The sequence below is a fragment of the Streptomyces sp. WP-1 genome (assembly GCF_030450125.1).
GTDB lineage: Bacteria > Actinomycetota > Actinomycetes > Streptomycetales > Streptomycetaceae > Streptomyces > Streptomyces incarnatus.
This window is the reverse complement of sequence record NZ_CP123923.1, coordinates 258581-282335: the sequence shown is the minus strand read 5'-3', so window position 1 is coordinate 282335 and position 23755 is coordinate 258581. Positions and strand designations below refer to the sequence as shown.

Below are 23755 nucleotides of genomic sequence, written 5' to 3'. Positions count from 1 at the left end.
TCACGACCGCCCCTAGGGTTCTCCTTAGAGATTTCCGGCCGCCGGGAATTGCGTCCTTGGGGATTCCCCTAGAACTGATCCGCCACAGCGGCGGGGCACGCCCGCGGGACCGAAACTGGGGCCACACCGCAATCCGTTGCCGCCCCGGTCGTACCGATCGCCCGTGCCGGGGCCGCCACGGTGCGGTGCCTTTTCGTTCTCTGTGTGGGCGGGTGGAGTGCAAATGGTCGAGTCCGAGCGCAACGGGACGGGGAATCGGGCCGGTTCGGCCTCGGCGGACTCGGCCGGTGACATAGCCGTCATCGGCCTGGCCTGCCGGCTGCCGGGCGCCGCCGACCCGGCAGCCTTCTGGCGGCTGCTCAGCGAGGGCGCGGACGCGATCACCGACGTACCTCCGGACCGGTGGGACGGGGCCGCGGTGGCCGACGCCGACGCGTCCGAGCCCGGGAGGACCGACATCCGCCGGGGCGGATTCCTCGACCGTGTCGGCCATTTCGACGCCGGGTTCTTCGGGCTCTCCCCGAAGGAGGCCGCCGCGATGGACCCGCAGCAGCGGCTCGTCCTGGAACTGGCCTGGGAGGCGCTGGAGGACGCGCACGTACGTCCCTGGACGCTGCGCTCCACCCGCACCGGAGTGTTCGTCGGCGCGATCTGGGACGACTACGCGACCCTGCACCACCGCTCCGGGCTCACGGCCATCTCCCCGCACACCGTCACCGGCCTGCACCGCGGCATCATCGCCAACCGGGTGTCGTACTTCCTCGGTCTGCACGGCCCCAGCCTGACCGTGGACTCCGGCCAGTCCTCGTCCCTGGTCTCGGTCCACCTGGCCTGCGAGAGCCTGCGCAAGGGCGAGTCGACGGTCGCCCTCGCCGGCGGCGTCAACCTCAACCTCGTGCCCGAAAGCACCCTGGGCGCAGCCAAGTTCGGCGGACTCTCCCCCGACGGCCGCTGCTTCACCTTCGACGCCCGCGCCAACGGCTACGTCCGCGGCGAGGGCGGCGGCATCGTCGTCCTCAAACCCCTCGCCCGAGCCGTCGCGGACGGCGATCCCGTCTACTGCGTGATCCGCGGCAGCGCCGTCAACAACGACGGCGGCGGCGACGGACTGACCGTGCCCCTGCGGTCCGGCCAGGAACAGGTGCTCCGGCTCGCCTACGAGCGCGCCGGGATCGACCCCGCGCACGTCGGCTACGTCGAGTTGCACGGCACCGGCACCAAGGTCGGCGACCCCGTCGAGGCGGCCGCGCTCGGCGCGGTGCTCGGCACGGGGCGCGAGCCCGGCGATCCGCTGCGGGTCGGCTCGGCCAAGACGAACGTCGGCCACCTGGAGGGCGCCGCCGGCATCACCGGCCTGCTCAAGGCGGCCCTCGCGCTCCACCACCGGGAACTGCCCGCCAGCCTCAACTTCGAGACGCCGAACCCGGCGATCCCGCTGGACCGGCTGAACCTGCGCGTGCAGACCGAGCACAGCACATGGGCCCCGGAGGACGGCCGCCCGCTGCTCGCCGGGGTCAGCTCGTTCGGCATGGGCGGCACCAACTGCCACGTCGTACTGGTGGAACACCGGGCGGCGGCAGCCCCGGGCGCGGAGAAGGGCACGGAAGCGGGCCCGGAAGGCGCGGACACGGAAGCGGGCACGGGAGAGCCGGGGACGCGAGGACCGGGGGCCGGGGAGCCGGATACGGGAGAGTCGGGCACGGGAGCGCCGGACCCGGGAGTGCCGGATACGGCCGCGACCTGCTGGCCGCTGTCCGCCAAGACCGCGTCCGGACTGCGCGGCCAGGCCGCCGCCCTGCTCGCGCACGCCGAGGCACACCCCGCGCTCGCCCTGCCCGACGTCGGCCGGTCGCTGGCCATCGGCCGCACCGCCTTCGAACACCGGGCCGTCGTCGTCGGCGAGGACCGCGACGACTTCCTGCGCGCCCTGCGCGCGCTGTCCGCCGACGGCGTCGACGCGGCCCTGACCACGGGCCGTACGACACCGCGCGGCCGACTCGCCTTCCTCTTCTCGGGCCAGGGCAGCCAGCGCGCCGGCATGGGCCGTGAACTGGCCGAGACCGTACCGGCGTTCGCCGCCGCGCTGGACGAGGTGTGCGCACACCTCGACCCGCTGCTGCCGAGGCCGCTGCGCGCGGTGATGTCCGCCGCCGAAGGCACCGGGGAGGCCGCCGAACTCGACCGGACCCTCTACACCCAGACCTCGCTGTTCGCCCTCGAAGTCGCCCTGTTCCGGGCGCTGGAGAGCTGGGGCATCACCCCCGACGTGCTCATGGGCCACTCCATCGGCGAACTCGCCGCCGCGCATGTGGCCGGTGTCCTCTCGCTCGCCGACGCCTGCACCCTCGTGGCCGCACGCGGCCGCCTGATGCAGGCGCTGCCCGCCGGTGGCGCCATGATCGCCGTGCAGGCCACCGAGGCCGAGGTCCGTGACCGCATCGGCGAGCACACCGACCGCGTGAGCATCGCGGCGTTGAACGGCCCGGACTCCGTCGTCGTCTCCGGCGACGAGGACCTCGCCACCGAGATCGCCGACGCCTTCACCGCCCTGGGCCGCAAGTCCAGCCGGCTCAGGGTCAGCCACGCCTTCCACTCCCCGCACATGGAACCCATGCTGGCGGAGTTCCGCGAGGTGGCCGAGAGCCTGACCTACCACGCCCCGCGCATCCCGATCGTGTCCAACGTGACGGGCCGGCTCGCCGAGGAACTCCCGGCGTACGAGGGCTGCGAGGCCGCGTACTGGGTCCGCCATGTGCGCGAGGCGGTCCGCTTCGCCGACGGCGTCGCCCGCCTCGACGCGCACGGCGTACGCACCTACCTCGAACTCGGCCCCGGCGGCGTCCTCACCTCCATGGCCCGCGCGGGCGCCGACGGCGAGTCCCTGTTCGTCCCCGCCCTGCGCGCCCGCCGCCCCGAGACCTCCGCCCTGCTGACGGCCGTCGCCGCACTGCACGTCCACGGCCTGGAACCCGACTGGGACGCCCTGTTCGGCGGGGGACAGGGCGCACACCGCAAGGTCGCGCTCCCCACCTACGCGTTCGAACGGCAGCGGTACTGGCTGGACGGCGCCACCACCGCACCCCTCACCACCACGGGTCCGGAAGCCGGGGGCCCCCGAGTAGATTCCGTCGCCGAAACCGATGACGCACCGGTCGGCGCCCTCGGCCGACGACTGGCCGGGCTGTCCGGGTCCGCACGCGAGGAGGCCGTCCTCGACCTGGTCCGCGCTCACATCGCCGCCGTTCTCGGCCACGCCGAGGCAGGTCAGGTCGAGAGCGAGTGGACCTTCAAGGATCTCGGCTTCGACTCGCTCAGCTCGGTCGAACTGCGCAATAGGCTCGGCGCCGTCACCGGCCTGCGCCTGCCCAGCGGCCTGCTGTTCGACCACCCCACCCCGGCCGCCCTCGCCCGCCACCTCGCCGCCCGCTCCCTGGGCACCGAGGACACATCGGACCCGACTCCCACGACGGCGGCGGCCGATCCCGACGAGCCCATCGCCATCGTGGCCATGAGCTGCCGCCTGCCCGGCGGCATCGGCTCCCCCGAGGACCTGTGGCGGCTGCTCGCCTCCGGCGGTGACGCCGTCTCCGGGTTCCCGACCGATCGCGGCTGGGACATCGAGGCGCTCTGGGACCCGGAGCCCGGCACTCCCGGCACGTCCTCGACACGGCACGGCGGCTTCCTGCACGGCGCGGCCGACTTCGACGCCGCCTTCTTCGGCATCAGCCCGCGCGAGGCCGCCGCGATCGACCCCCAGCAGCGGCTGGTCCTGGAGACCGCCTGGGAGGCGTTCGAACGGGCCGGTATCGACCCGGCCACCCTGCGCGGCAGCCGGGCGGGCGTGTTCATCGGCGCGACGGCCCAGGACTACGGCCCCCGGCTGCACGAGCCGGCCGACGAGGCCGGGGGATACCTGCTGACCGGCACGACGACCAGCGTCGCCTCGGGCCGCGTGGCCTACTCGTTCGGTCTCGAAGGCCCCGCCGTCACGGTCGACACGGCCTGCTCCTCCTCCCTGGTCGCCCTGCACCTGGCCGTCCAGTCGCTGCGCGGCGGCGAGTGCACGATGGCCCTGGCCGGTGGCGTCACCGTGATGTCCACACCCGGCATGTTCGTGGAGTTCAGCCGCCAGGGCGGCCTGTCGGCGGACGGCCGCTGCAAGGCGTTCGCGGCCGGCGCGGACGGCACGGGCTGGGCCGAGGGCGTCGGCATGCTCCTGGTGGAGCGGCTCTCCGACGCCCGGCGCAACGGCCACCAGGTCCTCGCCGTCGTACGGGGCTCCGCCGTCAACCAGGACGGCGCGTCGAACGGCCTCACGGCGCCCAACGGCCCCTCCCAGCAGTGCGTCATCCGCCAGGCCCTCGCCGCCGCCGGACTCACGCCCGCCGACGTCGACGCCGTCGAGGCGCACGGTACGGGGACGAAGCTCGGTGACCCGATCGAGGCGGAAGCCCTCATCGCCACGTACGGCCAAGGCCGGTCCGAGGAACGGCCGTTGTGGCTCGGCTCGCTCAAGTCGAACATCGGCCACACGCAGGCCGCCGCCGGTGTGGCCGGTGTGATCAAGATGGTCATGGCGATGCGCCACGGTGTGCTGCCGCGGACGCTGCACGTGGACGAGCCGACCCCGCACGTGGACTGGTCGGCGAGCGACGTACGACTGCTGACCGAGCCTGTGGAGTGGAGCGCGGGCGATCTCCCGCGCCGGGCGGCGGTGTCCTCCTTCGGCATCAGCGGCACCAACGCGCACGTCATCGTCGAGCAGGCACCCGGCACGGCCGAAGAACCCCCGGCCCCGGCCCCGGCTCCGGGCTCGGGCGCGGTCGTACCGTGGGTGCTGTCGGCGAGGAACGACACGGCGCTCCGGGAACAGGCGGCCCGGCTGCTGTCCTTCCTGGACGGCGAAGGCGCGGGGGTCCGACCGGAGGACGTGGCGTTCTCGCTGGCGACGACACGCGCGGGGCTGGAGCGCCGTGCGGCCGTCGTGGGGGCGGAACTCGGCGAATTCCGCGACGGGCTGGAGGCGATCGTCTCCGGTGCCGCTCCGCTGGGCGCCGCCCTCGGCGGCAAGGTCGGGTTCCTGTTCTCGGGTCAGGGGTCGCAGCGGTTGGGGATGGGGCGCGAACTGTACGCGGCCTACCCGGTGTTCGCCGCGGCCTACGACGAGGTGTGCGCGCTCCTCGACGCCGAGGTCGATGTCGACGCGGAGACTCTGCATCAGACGGGTTCGACGCAGCCCGCGCTGTTCGCCGTCGAGGTGGCGCTGTTCCGGCTGCTGGAGTCGTGGGGTGTCCGGCCGGATTACGTGGCCGGCCATTCGGTGGGTGAGATCGCTGCCGCGCATGTGGCGGGTGTGCTGTCGCTTGAGGACGCGGCCAAGCTGGTGTCGGCGCGTGCGGCGCTGATGCAGGCGTTGCCGGGTGGCGGTGCGATGGTCGCCGTACAGGCCACCGAGGACGAGGTGCTGCCGTACCTGACCGACGGGGTGGGTATCGCGGCGGTCAACGGCCCGCAGTCGGTGGTGGTTTCGGGCGTGGAGGACGCGGTCGCCGCGATCGGCGAGGCCTTCCGGGAGCAGGGTCGTAAGACGTCCCGGTTGAAGGTCAGTCACGCGTTCCACTCGCCGTTGATGGAGCCGATGCTGGAGGAGTTCGGCGAGGTCGTCGGCGGACTGGTCTTCAACGAGGCCCGGATCCCGGTCGTTTCGAACCTCACCGGTCGTCTGGCCGAGCCGTACACGCCGGAGTACTGGGTGCGGCACGTACGCGAAGCGGTTCGTTTCGCGGACGGTGTGCGGACCCTGCACGAGCTGGGTGTCGGTACGTTCGTGGAGATCGGTCCCGGCGGCGTCCTGAGCGCCCTCGCCCAGGGATGCGCGGACGGCATCGTCACCGTCCCCGTACTGCGAGCCGATCGCCCCGAACAACGGGCCGCCGTGACCGCGCTCGCCGAACTGCGCGTCGGCGGTGCCGAAGTGGACTGGCGTGCCTTCTTCCCGGACGCCCGCCGCGTCGATCTGCCCACCTACGCCTTCCAGCGCGAGCGCTACTGGCTCGACGTACCCCGGGCGGCGACCGGTGGCGTCCAGGAGACGGCGGACGCCGAGTTCTGGGACTCCGTCGAGAGCGAGGACCAGGCGTCGCTCGGCGCGCTCCTGGGGCTGGAGCCCGCCGAACTGGACGTGGTGGCGCCCAAGTTGTCCGCCTGGCGTCGGCAGCGGCGTGAGCAGTCCGTCGCCGACGGCTGGCGCTATCGGATCACCTGGCAGCCGCTCGGCGACCCGGTCGGAGCCGCCCCGTCGGGGACCTGGCTGTACGTGGTCCCCGAGGAGACCGCCTGGACCGAGGCGATAAGCGCGGGGCTCACGGCACTCGGTGTGACGCTCGTACCGTTCGCGGTACCCGAGGACACCGACCGCGACGCGCTCGCCCGCTCCCTGGCCGAGGCCGGGCACGAGCAGCTGGACGGCGTCCTGTTCGCGGCGGCGCCGGCGACGGGCGACGCGGCGACGGGCCACGCGGGAGCGGGTGACGCGGCGACGGGCGGCGCGGTGGGGGACGGTGCGGGAGCGGGCGCCCTCCACCGGCTCGTCCTTCTCGTCCAGGCCCTCGGCGACGCCGGGATCGAGGCCCCGCTGTGGTGCCTGACCAGCGGCGCGGTGTCCACCGGTCCGACGGACCCGCTGACCGACCCGGCCTCCGCACAGCTCTGGGGCCTGGGCCGGATCGTCGCCCTGGAACAGCCCCGGCGCTGGGGTGGCCTCGTCGACCTGCCCGCCGAACCGGACCCCCGCGCACTGGCACGCCTGGCCGGTCTGCTGGACCAGGCCGAGGAGGACCAGCTCGCCGTACGCGCCCCGGGCGTGTCGGCACGGCGTCTCGTCCGCGCGCCACAGAACGCGGTGGCGGACGCGGCCTGGTCGCCGCGCGGCACCGTGCTCGTGACCGGTGGCACGGGCGCGCTGGGCGGCCATGTGGCCCGCTGGCTCGCCGGTGCCGGCGCCGAGCACCTGCTGCTGATCAGCCGCCGAGGACCCGAGGCCCCCGGCGCCGCCGAACTCGCGGCGGAACTTGAGGAGTTGGGAACCCGGGTCACCGTCGCCGCCTGCGACGCCGCCGACCGCGACGCCCTCGCCGAACTGTTCGCCCGGCACACCGTGAACGCCGTGGTGCACACGGCCGGCGTCCTGGACGACGGCCTGATCGACGCGCTCACGCCCGAGCGCCTCGACGGCGTACTGCGCCCCAAGGCGGACGCCGCGCGCCACCTGCACGAGCTGACCCGGGACCGCCAGGACCTCGACGCCTTCGTGCTCTTCTCCTCCATGACCGGTGTCTGGGGCAACGGCGGCCAGGGCGCCTACGCCGCCGCGAACGCCTTCCTCGACGCCCTCGCCGAACAGCGCCGGGGCCAGGGGCTGCCCGCGCTGGCCGTCGCCTGGGGCTCCTGGGCGGACGGCGGCATGGCCGACGGCGCCGCCGGTGACCACCTGCGGCGACGCGGCGTACGCCCGCTCCCGGCGCTCCCCGCCGTCTCCGCACTGCACGGCGCGCTGACCCACGGCGAGACCAGCGTGACCATCGCGGACGTGGACTGGGACCGCTTCGTCCCGGCCTTCACCGGCACGCGCCCCTGCCCGCTGCTGCACGGCGTACCCGAGGCCCGCGAGGCCCTCGAAGCACGCGCCCGGACCGCGCGGAGCACCGAGGTGCCCGCGTCCGCGCTGGGCCGGCGCCTCCTCGCCGCCACACCGGAGGAGCGGATACGCATCCTGCTGGACCTGGTGCGCGAGCAGGCCGCCATGGTCCTCGGCCACTCCGGAAAGGGCGCCTTCGAAGCCGACCGGACGTTCCGCGCGACCGGCTTCGACTCGCTCACCGCCGTCGAACTGCGGCACCGGCTGAGCACGGCCACCGGCATCCCCCTGCCCGCCACCCTGGTCTTCGACCATCCGACCCCCGCCGCCCTCGCCCGCCACCTGAGCGACGAACTCCTCGGCGGGCACGGCCCGGAGACCGCCGTACCGCACACGACGACCACCGTCGCGGCCGACGAGCCGCTCGCGATCGTCAGCATGAGCTGCCGCTTCCCCGGCGGCGTCCGGACGCCGGAGGACCTGTGGGAGCTGCTCAGCTCCGGCCGGGACGCGATGTCCGGCTTCCCCACCGACCGTGGCTGGGACATCGACGCCCTCTACGACCCCGACCCCGACCGGCCCGGCACGACGTACACCCGCCAGGGCGGCTTCATCGAGGGCGCCGACCGCTTCGACGCCGGTCTGTTCGGGATCTCGCCGCGCGAGGCGCTGGCCATGGACCCGCAGCAGCGGCTGCTGCTGGAGACCTCGTGGGAGGCCTTCGAGCGCGCCGGGATCGCCCCCGCCTCCGTCCGCGCCGGCCGCATCGGCGTGTTCATCGGCACCAACGGCCAGGACTACGCCAACGGGCTGCGCAACGCGCCCGAGGAGATCGAGGGCTACGCGCTCACCGGCAAGGCGGCCTCGGTCGTCTCCGGGCGCATCTCCTACACGTTCGGCCTTGAGGGCCCGGCGGTCACGGTGGACACGGCGTGCTCGTCGTCCCTGGTCGCCCTGCATCTCGCGGCCCAGGCGCTGCGGAGCGGCGAGTGCTCCATGGCCCTGGTCGGGGGCGTCACCGTGATGACCACGCCGGACCTGTTCGTGGAGTTCAGCCGCCAGCGTGGCCTGTCGGCGGACGGCCGGTGCAAGGCGTTCGCCGCCGGTGCCGACGGCACGGGCTGGGGCGAAGGCGTCGGCCTGCTGCTGGTGGAACGGCTGTCCGACGCCCGCCGCCACGGCCACCAGGTGCTGGCCGTGGTCCGGGGCAGCGCGGTCAACCAGGACGGCGCGTCCAACGGCCTCACGGCTCCGAACGGGCCCTCGCAGCAGCGGGTGATCCGGCAGGCGCTGGCCTCCGCCGGGCTCACCCCGGCAGACGTGGACGCCGTAGAAGCGCACGGTACGGGGACGAAACTCGGCGACCCCATCGAGGCGCAGGCGCTGCTCGCCACGTACGGCCGCGAGCACTCCGCCGACCGGCCGGTGTGGCTGGGCTCGGTCAAGTCCAACATCGGTCACACCCAGGCCGCCGCCGGTGTCGCCGGTGTGATCAAGATGGTCATGGCGATGCGGCACGGCACGCTGCCCCGGACGCTCCACGTGGACGAGCCGACCGGGCACGTCGACTGGTCGGCGGGCACCGTACGGCTGCTGACCGAAGCGATGCCCTGGCCCGGAACCGCCGAGCCCCGCCGGGCCGCGGTCTCGTCCTTCGGCATCGGCGGCACCAACGCGCACACCATCCTCGAAGAAGCACCCGCCACGGCCGTCGCCGAGCCGGCCCGGGAGCACCGCCCGGTGCCCGTGCCCTGGGTGCTGTCGGCGAAGAGCGAAGCGGCACTGCGCGCCCAGGCCGAGCGGCTGCTGGCCTTCGCCACCGACGGCGTGTCGCCCGTCGACGCCGGATTCTCGGCGGCCACGACCCGGTCGGCCCTGGAACACCGCGCCGCGGTGATCGGCACCGACCCGGCCGAACTGCGGACGGCCCTCGCGGCCCTCGCGGCGGGCGAACCGGCGACGAACGTCATCACTGGACGCGCCCACCCGACGGGCAAGGTCGGCTTCCTGTTCTCGGGTCAGGGCTCGCAGCGGCTCGGCATGGGGCGTGAGTTGTATGAGGCGTTCCCGGTGTTCGCCGCTGCGTACGACGAGGTGTGTGCGCTCCTGGACGCGCCGGTTGACGTCGACTCGGAGGAGTTGAATCAGACGGGTTCGACGCAGCCCGCGCTCTTTGCGGTTGAGGTGGCGTTGTTCCGGCTGCTGGAGTCGTGGGGCGTGCGGCCGGATTATGTGGCCGGTCATTCGGTGGGTGAGATCGCTGCCGCGCATGTGGCGGGTGTGTTGTCGCTTGAGGACGCGGCGAAGTTGGTGTCGGCTCGGGCCCGGCTGATGCAGGCGTTGCCGGGTGGCGGTGCGATGGTCGCCGTGCAGGCCACCGAGGACGAGGTGCTGCCGTATCTGACCGACGGGGTGGGTATCGCGGCGGTCAATGGCCCGCAGTCGGTGGTGGTTTCGGGCGCCGAGGACGCGGTCCTGGCGGCTGCCGAGCTGTTCGCGGGCCGGGGTCGTAAGACGTCCCGGTTGAAGGTCAGTCACGCGTTCCACTCGCCGTTGATGGATCCGATGCTGGAGGAGTTCGGCGAGGCCGTCAGCGGGTTGGCCTTCAACGAGCCGCGCATCCCGGTGGTTTCGAACCTCACCGGTCGTCTGGCCGAGCCGTACACGCCGGAGTACTGGGTGCGGCACGTACGCGAAGCGGTTCGTTTCGCGGACGGTGTGCGGACCCTGCACGAGCTGGGTGTCGGTACGTTCGTGGAGATCGGTCCCGGCGGCGTCCTCAGCGGCATGGCGCAGGGCTGTGTGGACGACATCGTCACCGTCCCCGTCCTGCGCGCCGACCGCCCCGAACCACAGGCACTCACCACCGCGTACGCCCAACTGCACGTCAGCGGCGTCGAGGTGGACTGGAGCGCCTTCTTCCCGACCGCCCGGCGTATCGACCTGCCCACCTACGCCTTCCAGCGCGAGCGCTACTGGCTCAACGCCCCCGCCTCCGCGGGCGACATGAGCGCGGTGGGCCAGGACGAGGCCGGTCATCCGCTCCTCGGCGCCGCCGTGCCGCTGGCCGACGGCGACGGACACCTCCTCACCGGGCGGCTCTCGGCACACACGCACCCATGGCTGATGGACCACGCGGTCAGCGGGGTCGCACTGCTGCCCGGCACCGCGTTCGTGGAGCTGGCCGTCACCGCCGCCGACGCCGTGGGCTGCGACCTGCTGGAAGAGCTGACGCTGGAGACACCGCTGCTCGTGCCCCAGCGCGGCGGCGTGGCCCTCCAGGTGCGCGTCGGCGCCGACGACGGCACGGGCCGCAGGCCGCTGACCGTGCACTCGCGCACCGACGACGGCGACACGCACACCCACCAGGACGACCCCGCGCGAGCCTGGATCCGGCACGCCTCCGGCTCGCTGACCGTCGCCACCGAAGATCGCGTGGACGGTTCACTCACCGCGTGGCCGCCCGCGGGCGCCGAGCCGATCGACGTCGACGGGTTCTACGAACGCCTCGCCGGTATGGCACTCGACTACGGCCCCGTCTTCCAAGGGCTGCGCGCCGCCTGGCGCGCCGGGGACGACTTCTTCGCCGAGGTGGAACTGCCCGGCGCGGAGGGCACGGAGGCGGGCGCGTACGGCAGGGACGCGGGCGCCTACGGCCTGCACCCCGCCTTGTTCGACGCCGCCCTGCACACCGTCTGGCTCGGCGCGGTGGAACCCGACGCCGGAACCGGACACGGGCTGCTCCCGTTCGCCTGGAGCGGGGTGCGACTGGCGGCCACCGGAGCCTCCGCCCTGCGGGTGAAGGTCTCGCGCGCCGGCACCGCCACGGTGTCGCTGCTGCTGGCCGACGGCACCGGTGAGCCGGTCGCGCGGATCGACTCGCTGACCCTGCGCCCGGTACCCGCCGACCAACTGCGCGCCGGTACCGGCGGCGACGACGCGGTCTTCGGCCTGGAGTGGACACCGGTCGGCCTGCCGTCCGCGCCGGACGGCATGAGGATCGAGTCGTACGACGATCTCGCCGCCCTCCGGGACACCGACGCACCAGCCGTGGCGGAGGCCGGAACCGGAGCCGATGCCGTGATCGTGCCCTGCCCGACCGGCACCGGCACCGGCACGGACCTGGCCGCCCGGGTGCGTGAAGTCACCTGTGCCGTACTGGAGTTGCTTCAGTGGTGGCTGGCCGGGGACCGTCCGGCGCGCCTGGTGCTGGTGACCCGTACGGGGGACCTCGCCCAGGCGGCGGTCCGCGGACTGGTGCGCTCGGCGCAGACCGAGAACCCCGACCGCATCGTGCTGGTCGAGACCCCGACGGACGCCGATGCCGACAGTGGCGCTGACCACTCCGCTCTTGCCCGCGTCCTGCCCGGCCTGCTCGCCTCCGGCGAGCCGCAGGCGTCGGTGGACGCGGACGGCGAGGTCCGGGTGCCGAGGCTGGTCCGCGTCGCCACGCCGGACCCCGAGCCGACGACCCCCGCCCTCGGCACCGGCACCGTCCTGCTGACCGGCGCGTCCGGTGGCCTGGGCGGCCTGTTCGCCCGGCACCTCGTCGCCGAGCATGGCGTGCGCAGCCTGCTCCTCGTCAGCCGCCGTGGCGGGGACGCCCCCGGCGCGGCCGAACTCACCGCCGAGCTGACCGCGCGGGGCGCCGACGTCACCTGGGCCGCGTGCGACGTGGCCGACCGCGACGCCGTCCGCGCGCTCCTGGCCGGTCCGGGGCGGAACCTGTCCGCGATCGTGCACACCGCCGGCGTCCTGGACGACGGAATCATCGGATCGCTGACCCCCGAGCGGCTGGACACCGTGTTCCGGCCCAAGGTCGACGCGGCGCTGCACCTGCACGACCTCGCGGCCGAGCTGTGCGGCGACCTGTCCGCGTTCGTGCTCTTCTCCTCGGTGGCGGGCACCCTCGGCACGCCGGGACAGGGCAACTACGCCGCCGCCAACACGTTCCTCGACGCCCTCGCCGAGCACCGCCGCGCGCTGGGCCTGCGAGCCACGTCGCTGGCCTGGGGCCTGTGGGCGCAGGACAGCGAGAGCGCCATGACCGGCCGCCTCGACCACACCGATCTCACCCGCATCAAGCGCATGGGCCTCGCCCCGATCCCGTCGGCCGACGGCCTGCGGATGTTCGACGCGGCACTGGCCACCGACCGGGCGGCCGTCGCCCCGATCCGCCTCGACACGTCCGCCTTCCGTGACGGACAGGGCCAGTCGCGCGAAGGACAGGGCCGGCCCGTGCCGTCGGTGCTGCGCGGACTCGTACGGGTCACACCGGCACGGCGTACGGCGCGTACCGCCCCCAAGGGCTCACTGGGCCAGCGGCTGGCCGGGCTGCCGGTGGCCGAGCGGGAGCAGGCGGTGCTGGACCTGGTGCGCGGCGAGGTCGCCGCGGTGCTCGGCCACACCGGCGCCCAGTCGGTCGGCGCGGACGACGCGTTCAAGGACATCGGGTTCGACTCGCTGACCGCCGTCGAGCTGCGGAACCGGCTGAACGCGGCCGTCGGCATGCGCCTGCCCGCCACCCTGATCTTCGACTACCCGAACCCGCTCGCCCTCGCCCGCTTCCTCACCGCCGAGGCCGACGGCACCGAAGCGGCGGCGGCAACCGTGCCGACGACCCGGCCGGCGTCCGGCGCGGCGGCCGACGAGCCGATCGCGATCGTGGGCATGGCCTGCCGCTACCCCGGCGATGTGCGGTCGCCCGAAGAGCTGTGGGAGCTGGTGTTCTCCGGTCGCGACGCCGTGTCGGGCTTCCCCGAGGACCGTGGCTGGGACGTCGAGAACCTCTACGACCCGGACCCCGACCGGTGGGGCACCAGCTACACCCGCGAGGGCGGCTTCCTGCGCGACGCGGCGGACTTCGACGCCGAGTTCTTCGGTATCTCGCCGCGTGAGGCGCTGGCGATGGACCCGCAGCAGCGGTTGCTGCTGGAGACGTCGTGGGAGGCGTTCGAGCGGGCCGGAATCGATCCGGCGACGGTGCGGGGGAGCAGGACAGGTGTCTTCGCCGGTGTGATGTACCACGACTACGGCGGCCGTGTGCACACCTCGCCGCCAGGACTGGAGGGCTACCTCGTCAACGGCAGCGCGGGCAGCGTCGCTTCGGGCCGCGTCTCCTACACGTTCGGCCTTGAAGGCCCCGCTGTCACCGTCGACACCGCGTGCTCGTCCTCGCTGGTGGCCCTGCACCTGGCCGCCCAGGCGTTGCGCAGCGGCGAGTGCTCGATGGCCCTCGTCGGTGGCGTCACCGTCATGGCCGGCCCGAGCGTCTTCGTGGAGTTCAGCCGTCAGCGGGGTCTGTCGGCGGACGGTCGGTGCAAGGCGTTCGCGGCCGGTGCCGATGGCACGGGTTGGGCGGAGGGCGCGGGCATGCTGCTGGTGGAGCGGCTGTCCGATGCCCGTCGTAACGGTCATCAGGTGTTGGCGGTTGTCCGGGGTACGGCGGTGAATCAGGACGGTGCGTCGAACGGCCTGACCGCGCCGAACGGGCCGTCGCAGCAGCGGGTGATCCGGCAGGCGTTGGCGAATGCCGGTGTGTCCTCGGACCAGGTGGATGCCGTGGAGGCGCATGGTACGGGGACGCGGCTGGGTGACCCGATCGAGGCGCAGGCGTTGATCGCGACTTATGGTCAGGAGCGTTCTGCGGAACGGCCTTTGTGGCTGGGGTCGTTGAAGTCGAACATCGGTCATGCGCAGGCTGCCGCGGGTGTCGGTGGTGTGATCAAGATGGTCATGGCGATGCGGCACGGTGTGCTGCCCCAGACCTTGCATGTGGACGAGCCGACACCGCACGTGGACTGGTCGGCGGGCGAGGTACGCCTGCTGACCGAGGCCGTGGACTGGCCTGCGCACGACGGGCCGCGCCGCGCCGCCGTCTCCTCCTTCGGCGTGAGCGGCACCAACGCCCATGTGATCGTCGAGCAGGCGCCCGGCGTGGCGGGGGAGACCCCGGCTTCGGCATCGGGTGCGGTCGTACCGTGGGTGCTGTCCGGGAAGAGCGACGCGGCACTGCGGGAGCAGGCGTCCCGGTTGCTGTCCTTCCTGGACGCTGAGGACGTTGAGGACGCCGGGGGTGCCGGTCTCCGTCCCGAAGACGTGGCGTTCTCGCTGGCCACATCGCGTGCGGTACTGGAACGCCGTACGGCGGTCGTGGGTGCTGATCTCGCGGAGCTGCGACAGGAGTTGGAGGCGCTCGTTTCCGGCGCCGCTTCGGTGGGCGGTGCCGTCGGGGGCAAGGTCGGGTTCTTGTTCTCGGGTCAGGGGTCGCAACGGCTCGGCATGGGGCGTGAGTTGTACGAGGCGTATCCCGTGTTCGCCGCTGCGTACGACAAGGTGTGTGCGCTCCTGGACGCGCCTGTGGACGTCGACTCGGAGGAGTTGGACCAGACGGGTTCGACGCAGCCCGCGCTCTTTGCGGTTGAGGTGGCGTTGTTCAGGCTGCTCGAATCGTGGGGCGTGCGGCCGGATTATGTGGCCGGTCATTCGGTGGGTGAGATCGCGGCTGCTCATGTGGCGGGTGTGTTGTCGCTTGAGGACGCGGCGAAGTTGGTGTCGGCGCGTGCGGCGCTGATGCAGGCGTTGCCGGGTGGCGGTGCGATGGTCGCCGTGCAGGCCACCGAGGACGAGGTGCTGCCGTACCTGACCGACGGGGTGGGTATCGCGGCGGTCAATGGCCCGCAGTCGGTGGTGGTTTCGGGGGCGGAGGACGCGGTCGTCGCGATCGGCGAGGCCTTCCGGGAGCAGGGTCGTAAGACGTCCCGGCTGAAGGTGAGCCACGCGTTCCACTCGCCGTTGATGGATCCGATGCTGGAGGAGTTCGGCGAGGCCGTCAGCGGGTTGGTCTTCAACGAGGCCCGGATCCCGGTCGTTTCGAACCTCACCGGTCGACTGGCTGAGCCGTACACCCGGTCGTACTGGGTGCGGCACGTCCGTGAGGCGGTCCGCTTCGCCGATGGCGTCCGGACCTTGAACGACCTGGGTGTGACGACGTTCGTGGAGATCGGTCCGGGGGGTGTGCTGAGCGCCCTGGCCCAGGGCTGTGTGGACGACATCGTCACCGTGCCCACCCTGCGCGCCGACCGCCCCGAGCCGTACGCGATCACCGCGGCGATCGGGTCGCTGCACACGTACGGCGTCTCGCCCGACTGGCGGGCGCTCCTCCCGGGTGCCCGCCGCGTCGATCTGCCCACCTACGCCTTCCAGCGTGAGCGCTTCTGGCTCGACGTTCCCCGGGTGTCCGGCGATGTCCGGGCCGCCGGTCTGGGGGCGGCGGATCATCCGCTGCTCGGTGCCGCGATCGTGACGGCCGACAGCGACGGCGTCCTGCTCACCGGTCTGCTCTCCCTCGAAACCCACCCGTGGCTCGCCGACCACGCCGTGCACGGGAGCGTGCTGCTGCCCGGCACCGCGTTCGTGGAGTTGGCGATCCGGGCGGGCGACGAGACCGGGTGCGGATGCATCGAGGAACTCACCCTTGAGCTGCCCCTGATCGTGCCGGAACGTGACGGCGTCACCCTCCAGGTCGCTGCCGGTGCCGAGGACGAGTCGGGCCGTCGGCAGTTGAGCGTGCACTCGCGGATCGGTGAGGGCCCCTGGCAGCGGCACGCGACGGGCGTGCTGTCCTCGGCGTCGGCCCCGGCATCGTCCGCCCTGGAAGTCGGAGCCTGGCCACCGGCGGGTGCGGAGGCCGTCGACCTGACGGCGTTCTACGAGGGCATGGCCGCCCTGGGCCTGGACTACGGGCCGCTGTTCCAGGGCCTGCGCTCGGTGTGGCGCGGCGGCGACGATGTCTACGCCGAGGTCGAGTTGCCGGCGGAGTCGGCCGCTGAGGCGACGGCGTTCGCCCTGCACCCGGCCCTGCTGGATGCGGCCCTGCACGCGCTGGCCGCCGGTGGGCTGGTGTCGTCGGAAGGCGGCCCGGCGCTGCCGTTCGCCTGGTCCGGCGTCTCCGTGCAGGCGGCCGGTGCGGCGATGCTCAGGGTGAAGCTGTCGCGGACGGCGACCGGTTCGTTCATGCTGGCCGTGGCCGACGGCGCCGGTGAACCGGTGGCCTCGGTCGAGTCGCTGTCGCTGCGGAAGGTCTCGACGGAGCAGCTGCGTGACACTGGTGGCAACGAGCAGCTGTTCGGGCTGGAGTGGACGCCGTTCGCCCTCCCCTCCGCCACCGAGGCGGTGACGATCGAGACGGTCGACGGCTTCGACGCGCTGCGGGAGTCGGCAGGTACAGCGGAGGTCGTTGTCGTACCGTGCCCGGCGGAGACCGGCGCGGAGGCCGACCGGGTGCACAGCGTCACGGATGAGGTTCTGGCGCTCGTGCAGTGGTGGTTGGCGGAGGAACGTGCGGGGCGTCTGGTGCTGGTGACGCGTCCGGACGACCTGGCTCACGCGGCGGTGTGGGGGCTGGTGCGGTCCGCGCAGTCGGAGAATCCGGGCCGGTTCGTGCTGGCGGAGGCCGAGGGGACCGACGAGGTGGTCCGCGTGCTGCCCGCCGTACTCGCCTCCGACGAACCGCAGTTCGCGGTGCGGGGCGGGGAGGTGGTCGTCCCGCGACTGATGAAGGCCACCGGAACCGTCACCGGCACACCGGACTTTGGTGCCGGCCCTGTTCTGCTGACCGGTGCCTCCGGGGCGCTGGGCGGGCTCGTCGCCCGGCACCTGGTCGCCGAGCACGGCGTACGGAGCCTGCTGCTGCTCAGCCGACGTGGCGCGGAGGCCCCCGGCGCGGTCGAGCTGGAAGCCGAACTGACCGCGTGGGGCGCCGAGGTGAGCTGGGCGGCCTGCGACGCGGCCGACCGGGACGCCCTCGCCGGGGTACTGTCCGGCACACCGGTGACGGCCGTGGTGCACACCGCCGGTGTCCTGGACGACGGCGTGATCCCCTCGCTCACCCCCGAGCGAATGGCGAAGGTGCTGCGGCCGAAGGTCGACGCCGTGCTCAACCTCCATGAACTGACGGGCGAGTTGTCGGCGTTCATCGTGTTCTCCTCGGTGTCCGGCATCCTGGGCAGCGCGGGACAGGGCAACTACGCGGCGGCGAACACCTTCCTCGACGCCTTCGCCGCATCCCGCCGAGCGCAGGGACTCCCCGCCATCTCACTCGCCTGGGGCCTGTGGGAGCAGGGCGGCGGCATGGCCGACCGGCTCGACCAGGCGGACCTCACCCGGCTCAGGCGGGTCGGCCTGGCCCCGATAGCCGTCGACGAAGGACTGCGGCTCTTCGACGCGGCCCTGACCCTGGACCGGGCCACCGTCGCCCCCCTGCGACTGGACCTCGGCGGCCTCCAGGGCACGGTGCCGCCGGTCCTGCGCGGGCTGCGCGGACCCGTACGGGGCAACGCACGGCGTACGGCGCAGAGCGCGCCGAAGGGCTCGCTGGGCCAACGGCTGGCCGGGCTGCCGGCGACCGAGCGCGAGCAGGTGGTGCTGGACCTGGTGCGTACCGAGGTCGCCGCCGTGCTCGGGCACGCCTCGGCCCAGGCCGTCCAGCCGGAACACGCCTTCCAGGACGCCGGTTTCGACTCGCTCACCTCGGTGGAACTCCGCAACCGCCTGAACACGGCGACCGGGCTGCGGCTCCCCGCGACCCTGGTCTTCGACCACCCCACGCCCGTCGCGCTGTCCCGGTTCCTGCTGGCCGAGACACTGGGCGTCCAGGAGCGGCCCGAGGCCGCGGTGGCCGCGCCGACCGGCACGGACGAGCCGATCGCGATCGTCGGCATGGCCTGCCGGTTCCCCGGCGAGGTGCGGTCGCCCGAAGACCTGTGGCGGCTCGTCGCCTCCGGTGGCGACGCGATCTCGGGCTTCCCCGAGGACCGAGGCTGGGACGTCGAGAACCTCTACGACCCGGACCCCGACCGCTCCGGCAAGTCCTCCGTGCGCCACGGTGGCTTCCTCCACGAGGCCGCCGAGTTCGACCCGGCCTTCTTCGGTATCTCGCCGCGTGAGGCGCTGGCGATGGACCCGCAGCAGCGGTTGCTGCTGGAGACGTCGTGGGAGGCGTTCGAGCGGGCCGGGATCGATCCGGCGACGGTGCGGGGGAGCAGGACAGGTGTCTTCGCCGGTGTGATGTACCACGACTACGGCGCTCGCGTGAAGACGCCGGCGGAGGGCATGGACGCCTACCTGGGCAGCGGCAGCGCGGGCAGCATCGCCTCCGGCCGGGTCTCGTACACCTTCGGCCTTGAAGGCCCGGCGGTCACGGTGGACACGGCGTGCTCGTCGTCCCTGGTGGCCCTGCATCTGGCGGCGCAGGCGCTGCGCAGCGGTGAGTGCTCGATGGCGCTCGTCGGGGGCGTCACCGTGATGGCCACCCCTTCGACGTTCGTGGAGTTCAGCCGTCAGCGGGGTCTGTCGGCGGACGGTCGGTGCAAGGCGTTCGCGGCCGGTGCCGATGGCACGGGTTGGGCGGAGGGCGCGGGCATGCTGCTGGTGGAGCGGCTGTCCGATGCCCGTCGTAACGGTCATCAGGTGCTGGCGGTTGTCCGGGGTACGGCGGTGAATCAGGACGGTGCGTCGAACGGCCTGACCGCGCCGAACGGGCCCTCTCAGCAGCGGGTGATCCGGCAGGCGTTGGCGAATGCCGGTGTGTCCTCGGACCAGGTGGATGCCGTGGAGGCGCATGGTACGGGGACGCGGCTGGGTGACCCGATCGAGGCGCAGGCGTTGATCGCGACTTATGGTCAGGAGCGTTCTGCGGAACGGCCTTTGTGGCTGGGGTCGTTGAAGTCGAACATCGGTCATGCGCAGGCTGCCGCGGGTGTCGGTGGTGTGATCAAGATGGTCATGGCGATGCGGCACGGTGTGCTGCCCCAGACCTTGCATGTGGACGAGCCGACACCGCACGTGGACTGGTCGGCGGGCGACGTCCGCCTGCTGACCGAGGCCGTGGACTGGCCTGCCCATGACGGGCCGCGCCGCGCCGCCGTGTCGTCCTTCGGCATCAGTGGCACCAACGCCCATGTGATCGTGGAACAAGCCCCGGTCGGGACGGAGATGGCGTCCGGGCCCGAGCCCGAGCCCGGTGCGGTCGTACCGTTGGTGCTGTCCGCGAAGAGCGACATGGCGCTGCGAGCCCAGGCGGAGCGCCTGCTGTCCCTGGCCTCGACCACGGACCTCCGGCCGGCCGACCTCGCCTACTCCCTTGCCACCACGCGTTCGGCCATGGAACGCCGGGCTGCCGTGGTGGGAGAGGGGCGCGACGAACTCCTCGATGGACTGCGCGCGTTGGCCGCCGGGTCCCCGTCCACCCGGGTCGTCCTGGGCGAACCGGGCAGCGGCGGCAAGGTCGGGTTCCTGTTCTCGGGACAGGGCTCGCAACGCCTGGGCATGGGGCGTGAGTTGTACGAGGCGTATCCCGTGTTCGCTGCGGCGTACGACGAGGCGTGTGCGCTCCTGGACGCACCGGTGGACGTGGACTCGGAGGGGTTGAATCAGACGGGTTCGACGCAGCCCGCGCTCTTTGCGGTTGAGGTGGCGTTGTTCCGGCTGTTGGAGTCGTGGGGTGTCCGGCCGGATTATGTGGCCGGTCATTCGGTGGGTGAGATCGCTGCTGCTCATGTGGCGGGTGTGCTCTCGCTTGAGGACGCGGCCAAGCTTGTGTCGGCGCGTGCCCGTCTCATGCAGGCGCTGCCCGCAGGTGGCGCGATGGTCGCTGTACAGGCCACTGAGGACGAGGTGCTGCCGTATCTGACCGAGGGCGTGGGCATAGCGGCGGTCAACGGCCCGCAGTCGGTGGTGGTTTCGGGGGCGGAGGACGCGGTCGTCGCGATCGGCGAGGCCTTCCGGGAGCAGGGCCGTAAGACGTCCCGGCTGAAGGTGAGCCACGCGTTCCACTCGCCGTTGATGGATCCGATGCTGGAGGAGTTCGCGCAGGCGATCGCGGACCTGACCTTCAACGAAACGCGGATCCCGGTGGTTTCGAACCTCACCGGTCGTCTGGCCGAGCCGTACACCCCGTCGTACTGGGTGCGGCACGTCCGTGAGGCGGTCCGTTTCGCCGATGGTGTCCGGACTCTGCACGAGCTGGGTGTGTCGACGTTCGTGGAGATCGGTCCGGGGGGTGTGCTGAGCGCACTTGCCCAGGGCTGCGTGGACGACATCGTGACCGTCCCCGTCGTACGGGCAGACCGTCCCGAGCCGCAGGCCGTCGTCACCGCGCTCGCCGAGCTGCATGTGCACGGTGTCTCCCCGGACTGGCGGGCGGTCCTCCCGGGCGGCCGGCGGGTCGATCTGCCGACCTACGCCTTCCAGTACGAGCGTTTCTGGCTGGAGGTGCCGGAGGAGTTCAGCGGTGACGCCGCTGCCGCCGGGCTCGGGCTGGGCGCGGCGGAGCACCCGTTGGCCGGTGCGGTGGTCGCGCTGCCCGGCGCCGGTGGGTTCCTGGTCACCGGGCGGCTGTCGCTCCGGACGCACCCCTGGCTCGCCGACCACACGGTGATGGGCAGTGTGCTGCTGCCGGGCACCGCGCTCGTGGAACTGGCGGTGCGCGCGGGTGATGAAGCCGGTTGCGCACAGGTCGAGGATCTGACGCTGGAAGCACCGCTGATCGTCCCGGACCAGGGCGGTGTCGCCGTGCAGGTGTGGGTCGGTCCCGAGGAGGAGTCCGGCAGGCGCGCGCTGAGCGTGCACTCGCGGCCGGACGGCGCCCCCGACGACGCGCCCTGGGTACGGCATGCCGTCGGCTGCCTGACGGACCAGCTGCCCGAGCCGCCGCACGGCGTGGATCTCGGCGCATGGCCGCCGGCGGGTGCGGAGCCCGTCGAACTGAGCGAGTACTACGAGGGCCTGGACGGACTCGGCCTGTCGTACGGCCCGGTCTTCCGTGGCTTGCGCTCCGTGTGGCGCGACGGGGACGACGTCCTCGCCGAGGTCGCCCTGCCCGAGGGCACGGAGGCGGACACGTTCGCCGTTCATCCGGCCCTGCTGGACGCGGCGCTGCACGCGATCGGCGCGGGCGGCCTGGTCCCCGTGGCCGACGGGCCGCTGCTGCCCTTCGCCTGGTCCGAGGTGGGGGTCCGGGCCACGGGCGCGACCGCGCTGCGGATCAAGATCTCCCGTACGGGCACGGACGCGGTGTCGCTGACCCTCGCCGACGCCTCGGGCGGTCTGGTCGCCACGGTCGGTGCGCTGTCGTTGCGGCCGGTGTCGCGCGAACAGCTGCTCGCGGCCGGTGGTCCCGGTGAGCAGGCCGACGACTCGCTGTTCGGCCTCGCATGGCAGCCCATGGCCCTCACGGAGGGTGCCGCCCCGCTCGACGTACGGGTCTATCCGGACCTGGCCGCTCTGACCGCCGACCTTCCCGAGACCGAGGCCGAGACCGAGGCCCAGACCCAGACCGACACCGACACCGACACCGAGGCCGAGGTCGTCACGGTCGTACCGTGCCCGGACACCCCCGGTACGCCGACCGCCGACCGCGTGCACCGCGTCGCGAGCGAGGTTCTGGCGCTCGTGCAGCGGTGGTTGGAGCAGGAGCGTACGGGGCGTCTGGTGCTGGTGACGCGTCCGGACGACCTGGCTCACGCGGCCGTACGGGGGCTGGTGCGGTCCGCGCAGTCGGAGAATCCGGGCCGGTTCGTACTGGCGGAGGCCGAGGGCGTCAACGAGGTGGTCCGCGCGTTGCCCGCCGTACTCGCCTATGACGAGCCGCAGTTCGCGGTCCGCGACGGGGAGGTGCGCGTGCCGCGTCTGGTGAAGGCCACCGGGGCGCGTGACGGCGCGCCGGAACTCGCCGACGGCACGGTACTGGTGACAGGTGCCTCCGGGTCGCTGGGCGCGCTCGTCGCGCGGCACCTGGTGTCCGAGCACAAGGTACGGCGACTGCTGCTGGCGAGCCGCCGGGGCGCGGACGCGCCGGGCGCCGCCGAGCTGGCGGCCGAACTCACCGCGCGGGGTGCCGAGATCGTGTGGGCGGCCTGCGACATCGGGGACCGGGAGGCCGTCTCCGCGATGCTGGGTGGGCATGCGCTGTCGGCCGTCGTGCACACCGCGGGCGTGCTGGACGACGGAGTGCTCGGCTCGGTCACGCCGGACAGGCTGAGGGCGGTCTTCCGTCCCAAGGTGGACGCCGTGCTGAACCTGCACGAGTGCACCCGGGACATGGATTTGGCGGCCTTCGTGGTGTTCTCGTCCGTCGCCGGTCTGGTCGGCGGCGCCGGTCAGGCGAGTTACGCGGCGGCGAACTCCTTCCTCGACGCCTTCTCGGCCCACCGGCGGCGGGCGGGCCTGCCCGCCACCTCGCTGGCGTGGGGGGTGTGGGAACAGTCCGGTGCGATGACGGACGGTCTCGCCGCCGCCGACCGGGCGCGCATGGCCCGCGGCGGTGTGCTGCCGCTGCCGACGCGGGAGGGACTGCGGCTGTTCGACGCGGCGCTGGCCTCGGACGAGGCGCTGCTCGCCCCGGTCCGTATCGACACCGGCGCCCTGCGCGACGGCGAGGCACCGCCGGTGCTCCGCGCCCTCGCGCCGGCCCCGGCCGGCCGCAGGGCCGTGCGGGCCACCACCTCCTCCGCGCCCTCGCACGGGCCCTCACTGGCCGAGCGCCTGGCGGAACTGCCGGAGAGCGAACGGGAGAAGAGCGTGCTGGATCTGGTGCGCGGCGAGGTCGCCGCGGTCCTCGGGCACGCCTCGGACCGCACGGTACGGCCGGAACACGCCTTCCAGGATCTGGGCTTCGACTCCCTCACGGCCGTCGAACTGCGCAACCGGCTGAACCGGACCACCGGGCTGCGGCTCCCCGCCACCCTGGTCTTCGACCACCCGACACCCGCTCTCCTGGCCCGTCATGTGTGGACGGAGATAGCGGGAGCCGCCGAACCGGCCCTAGTGGATTCCCTACTTGCAGACTTGGACAAGGTCGAACAAGAATTGGTCACGAAGTTGGCAGCGAGCGAAGCTCGCGACCGGATCCTGGCGAAACTCCAGGAAGTGCTGCTGACCGCCGGTGATTCCGGCAAGGCATCGGACCAGGAAGTCCCTGGTGCGGGCGGCAGCGATCTGGAATCGGCCACGGACGACGAAGTATTCGATCTGCTCGGCAAGGAATTCGGGATTTCCTGACCGCTCCGGCGCGTCCCGGTGTCCCTTTGCCGAATTCCGGTAAGTCATCGCAGGGGTGAG

At 72.8% G+C, this 23755-nt stretch carries 1 protein-coding gene; it reads left to right on the top strand.

The features are described from left to right. The first annotated feature begins 223 nt into the window (after positions 1-223). Positions 224-23695 carry a type I polyketide synthase gene (locus QHG49_RS00945; RefSeq protein WP_301486859.1) on the top strand — a complete coding sequence of 7824 codons (23472 nt, stop codon included), beginning with the start codon at positions 224-226 and terminating at the stop codon, positions 23693-23695. The last annotated feature ends 60 nt before the right edge of the window (positions 23696-23755 follow it).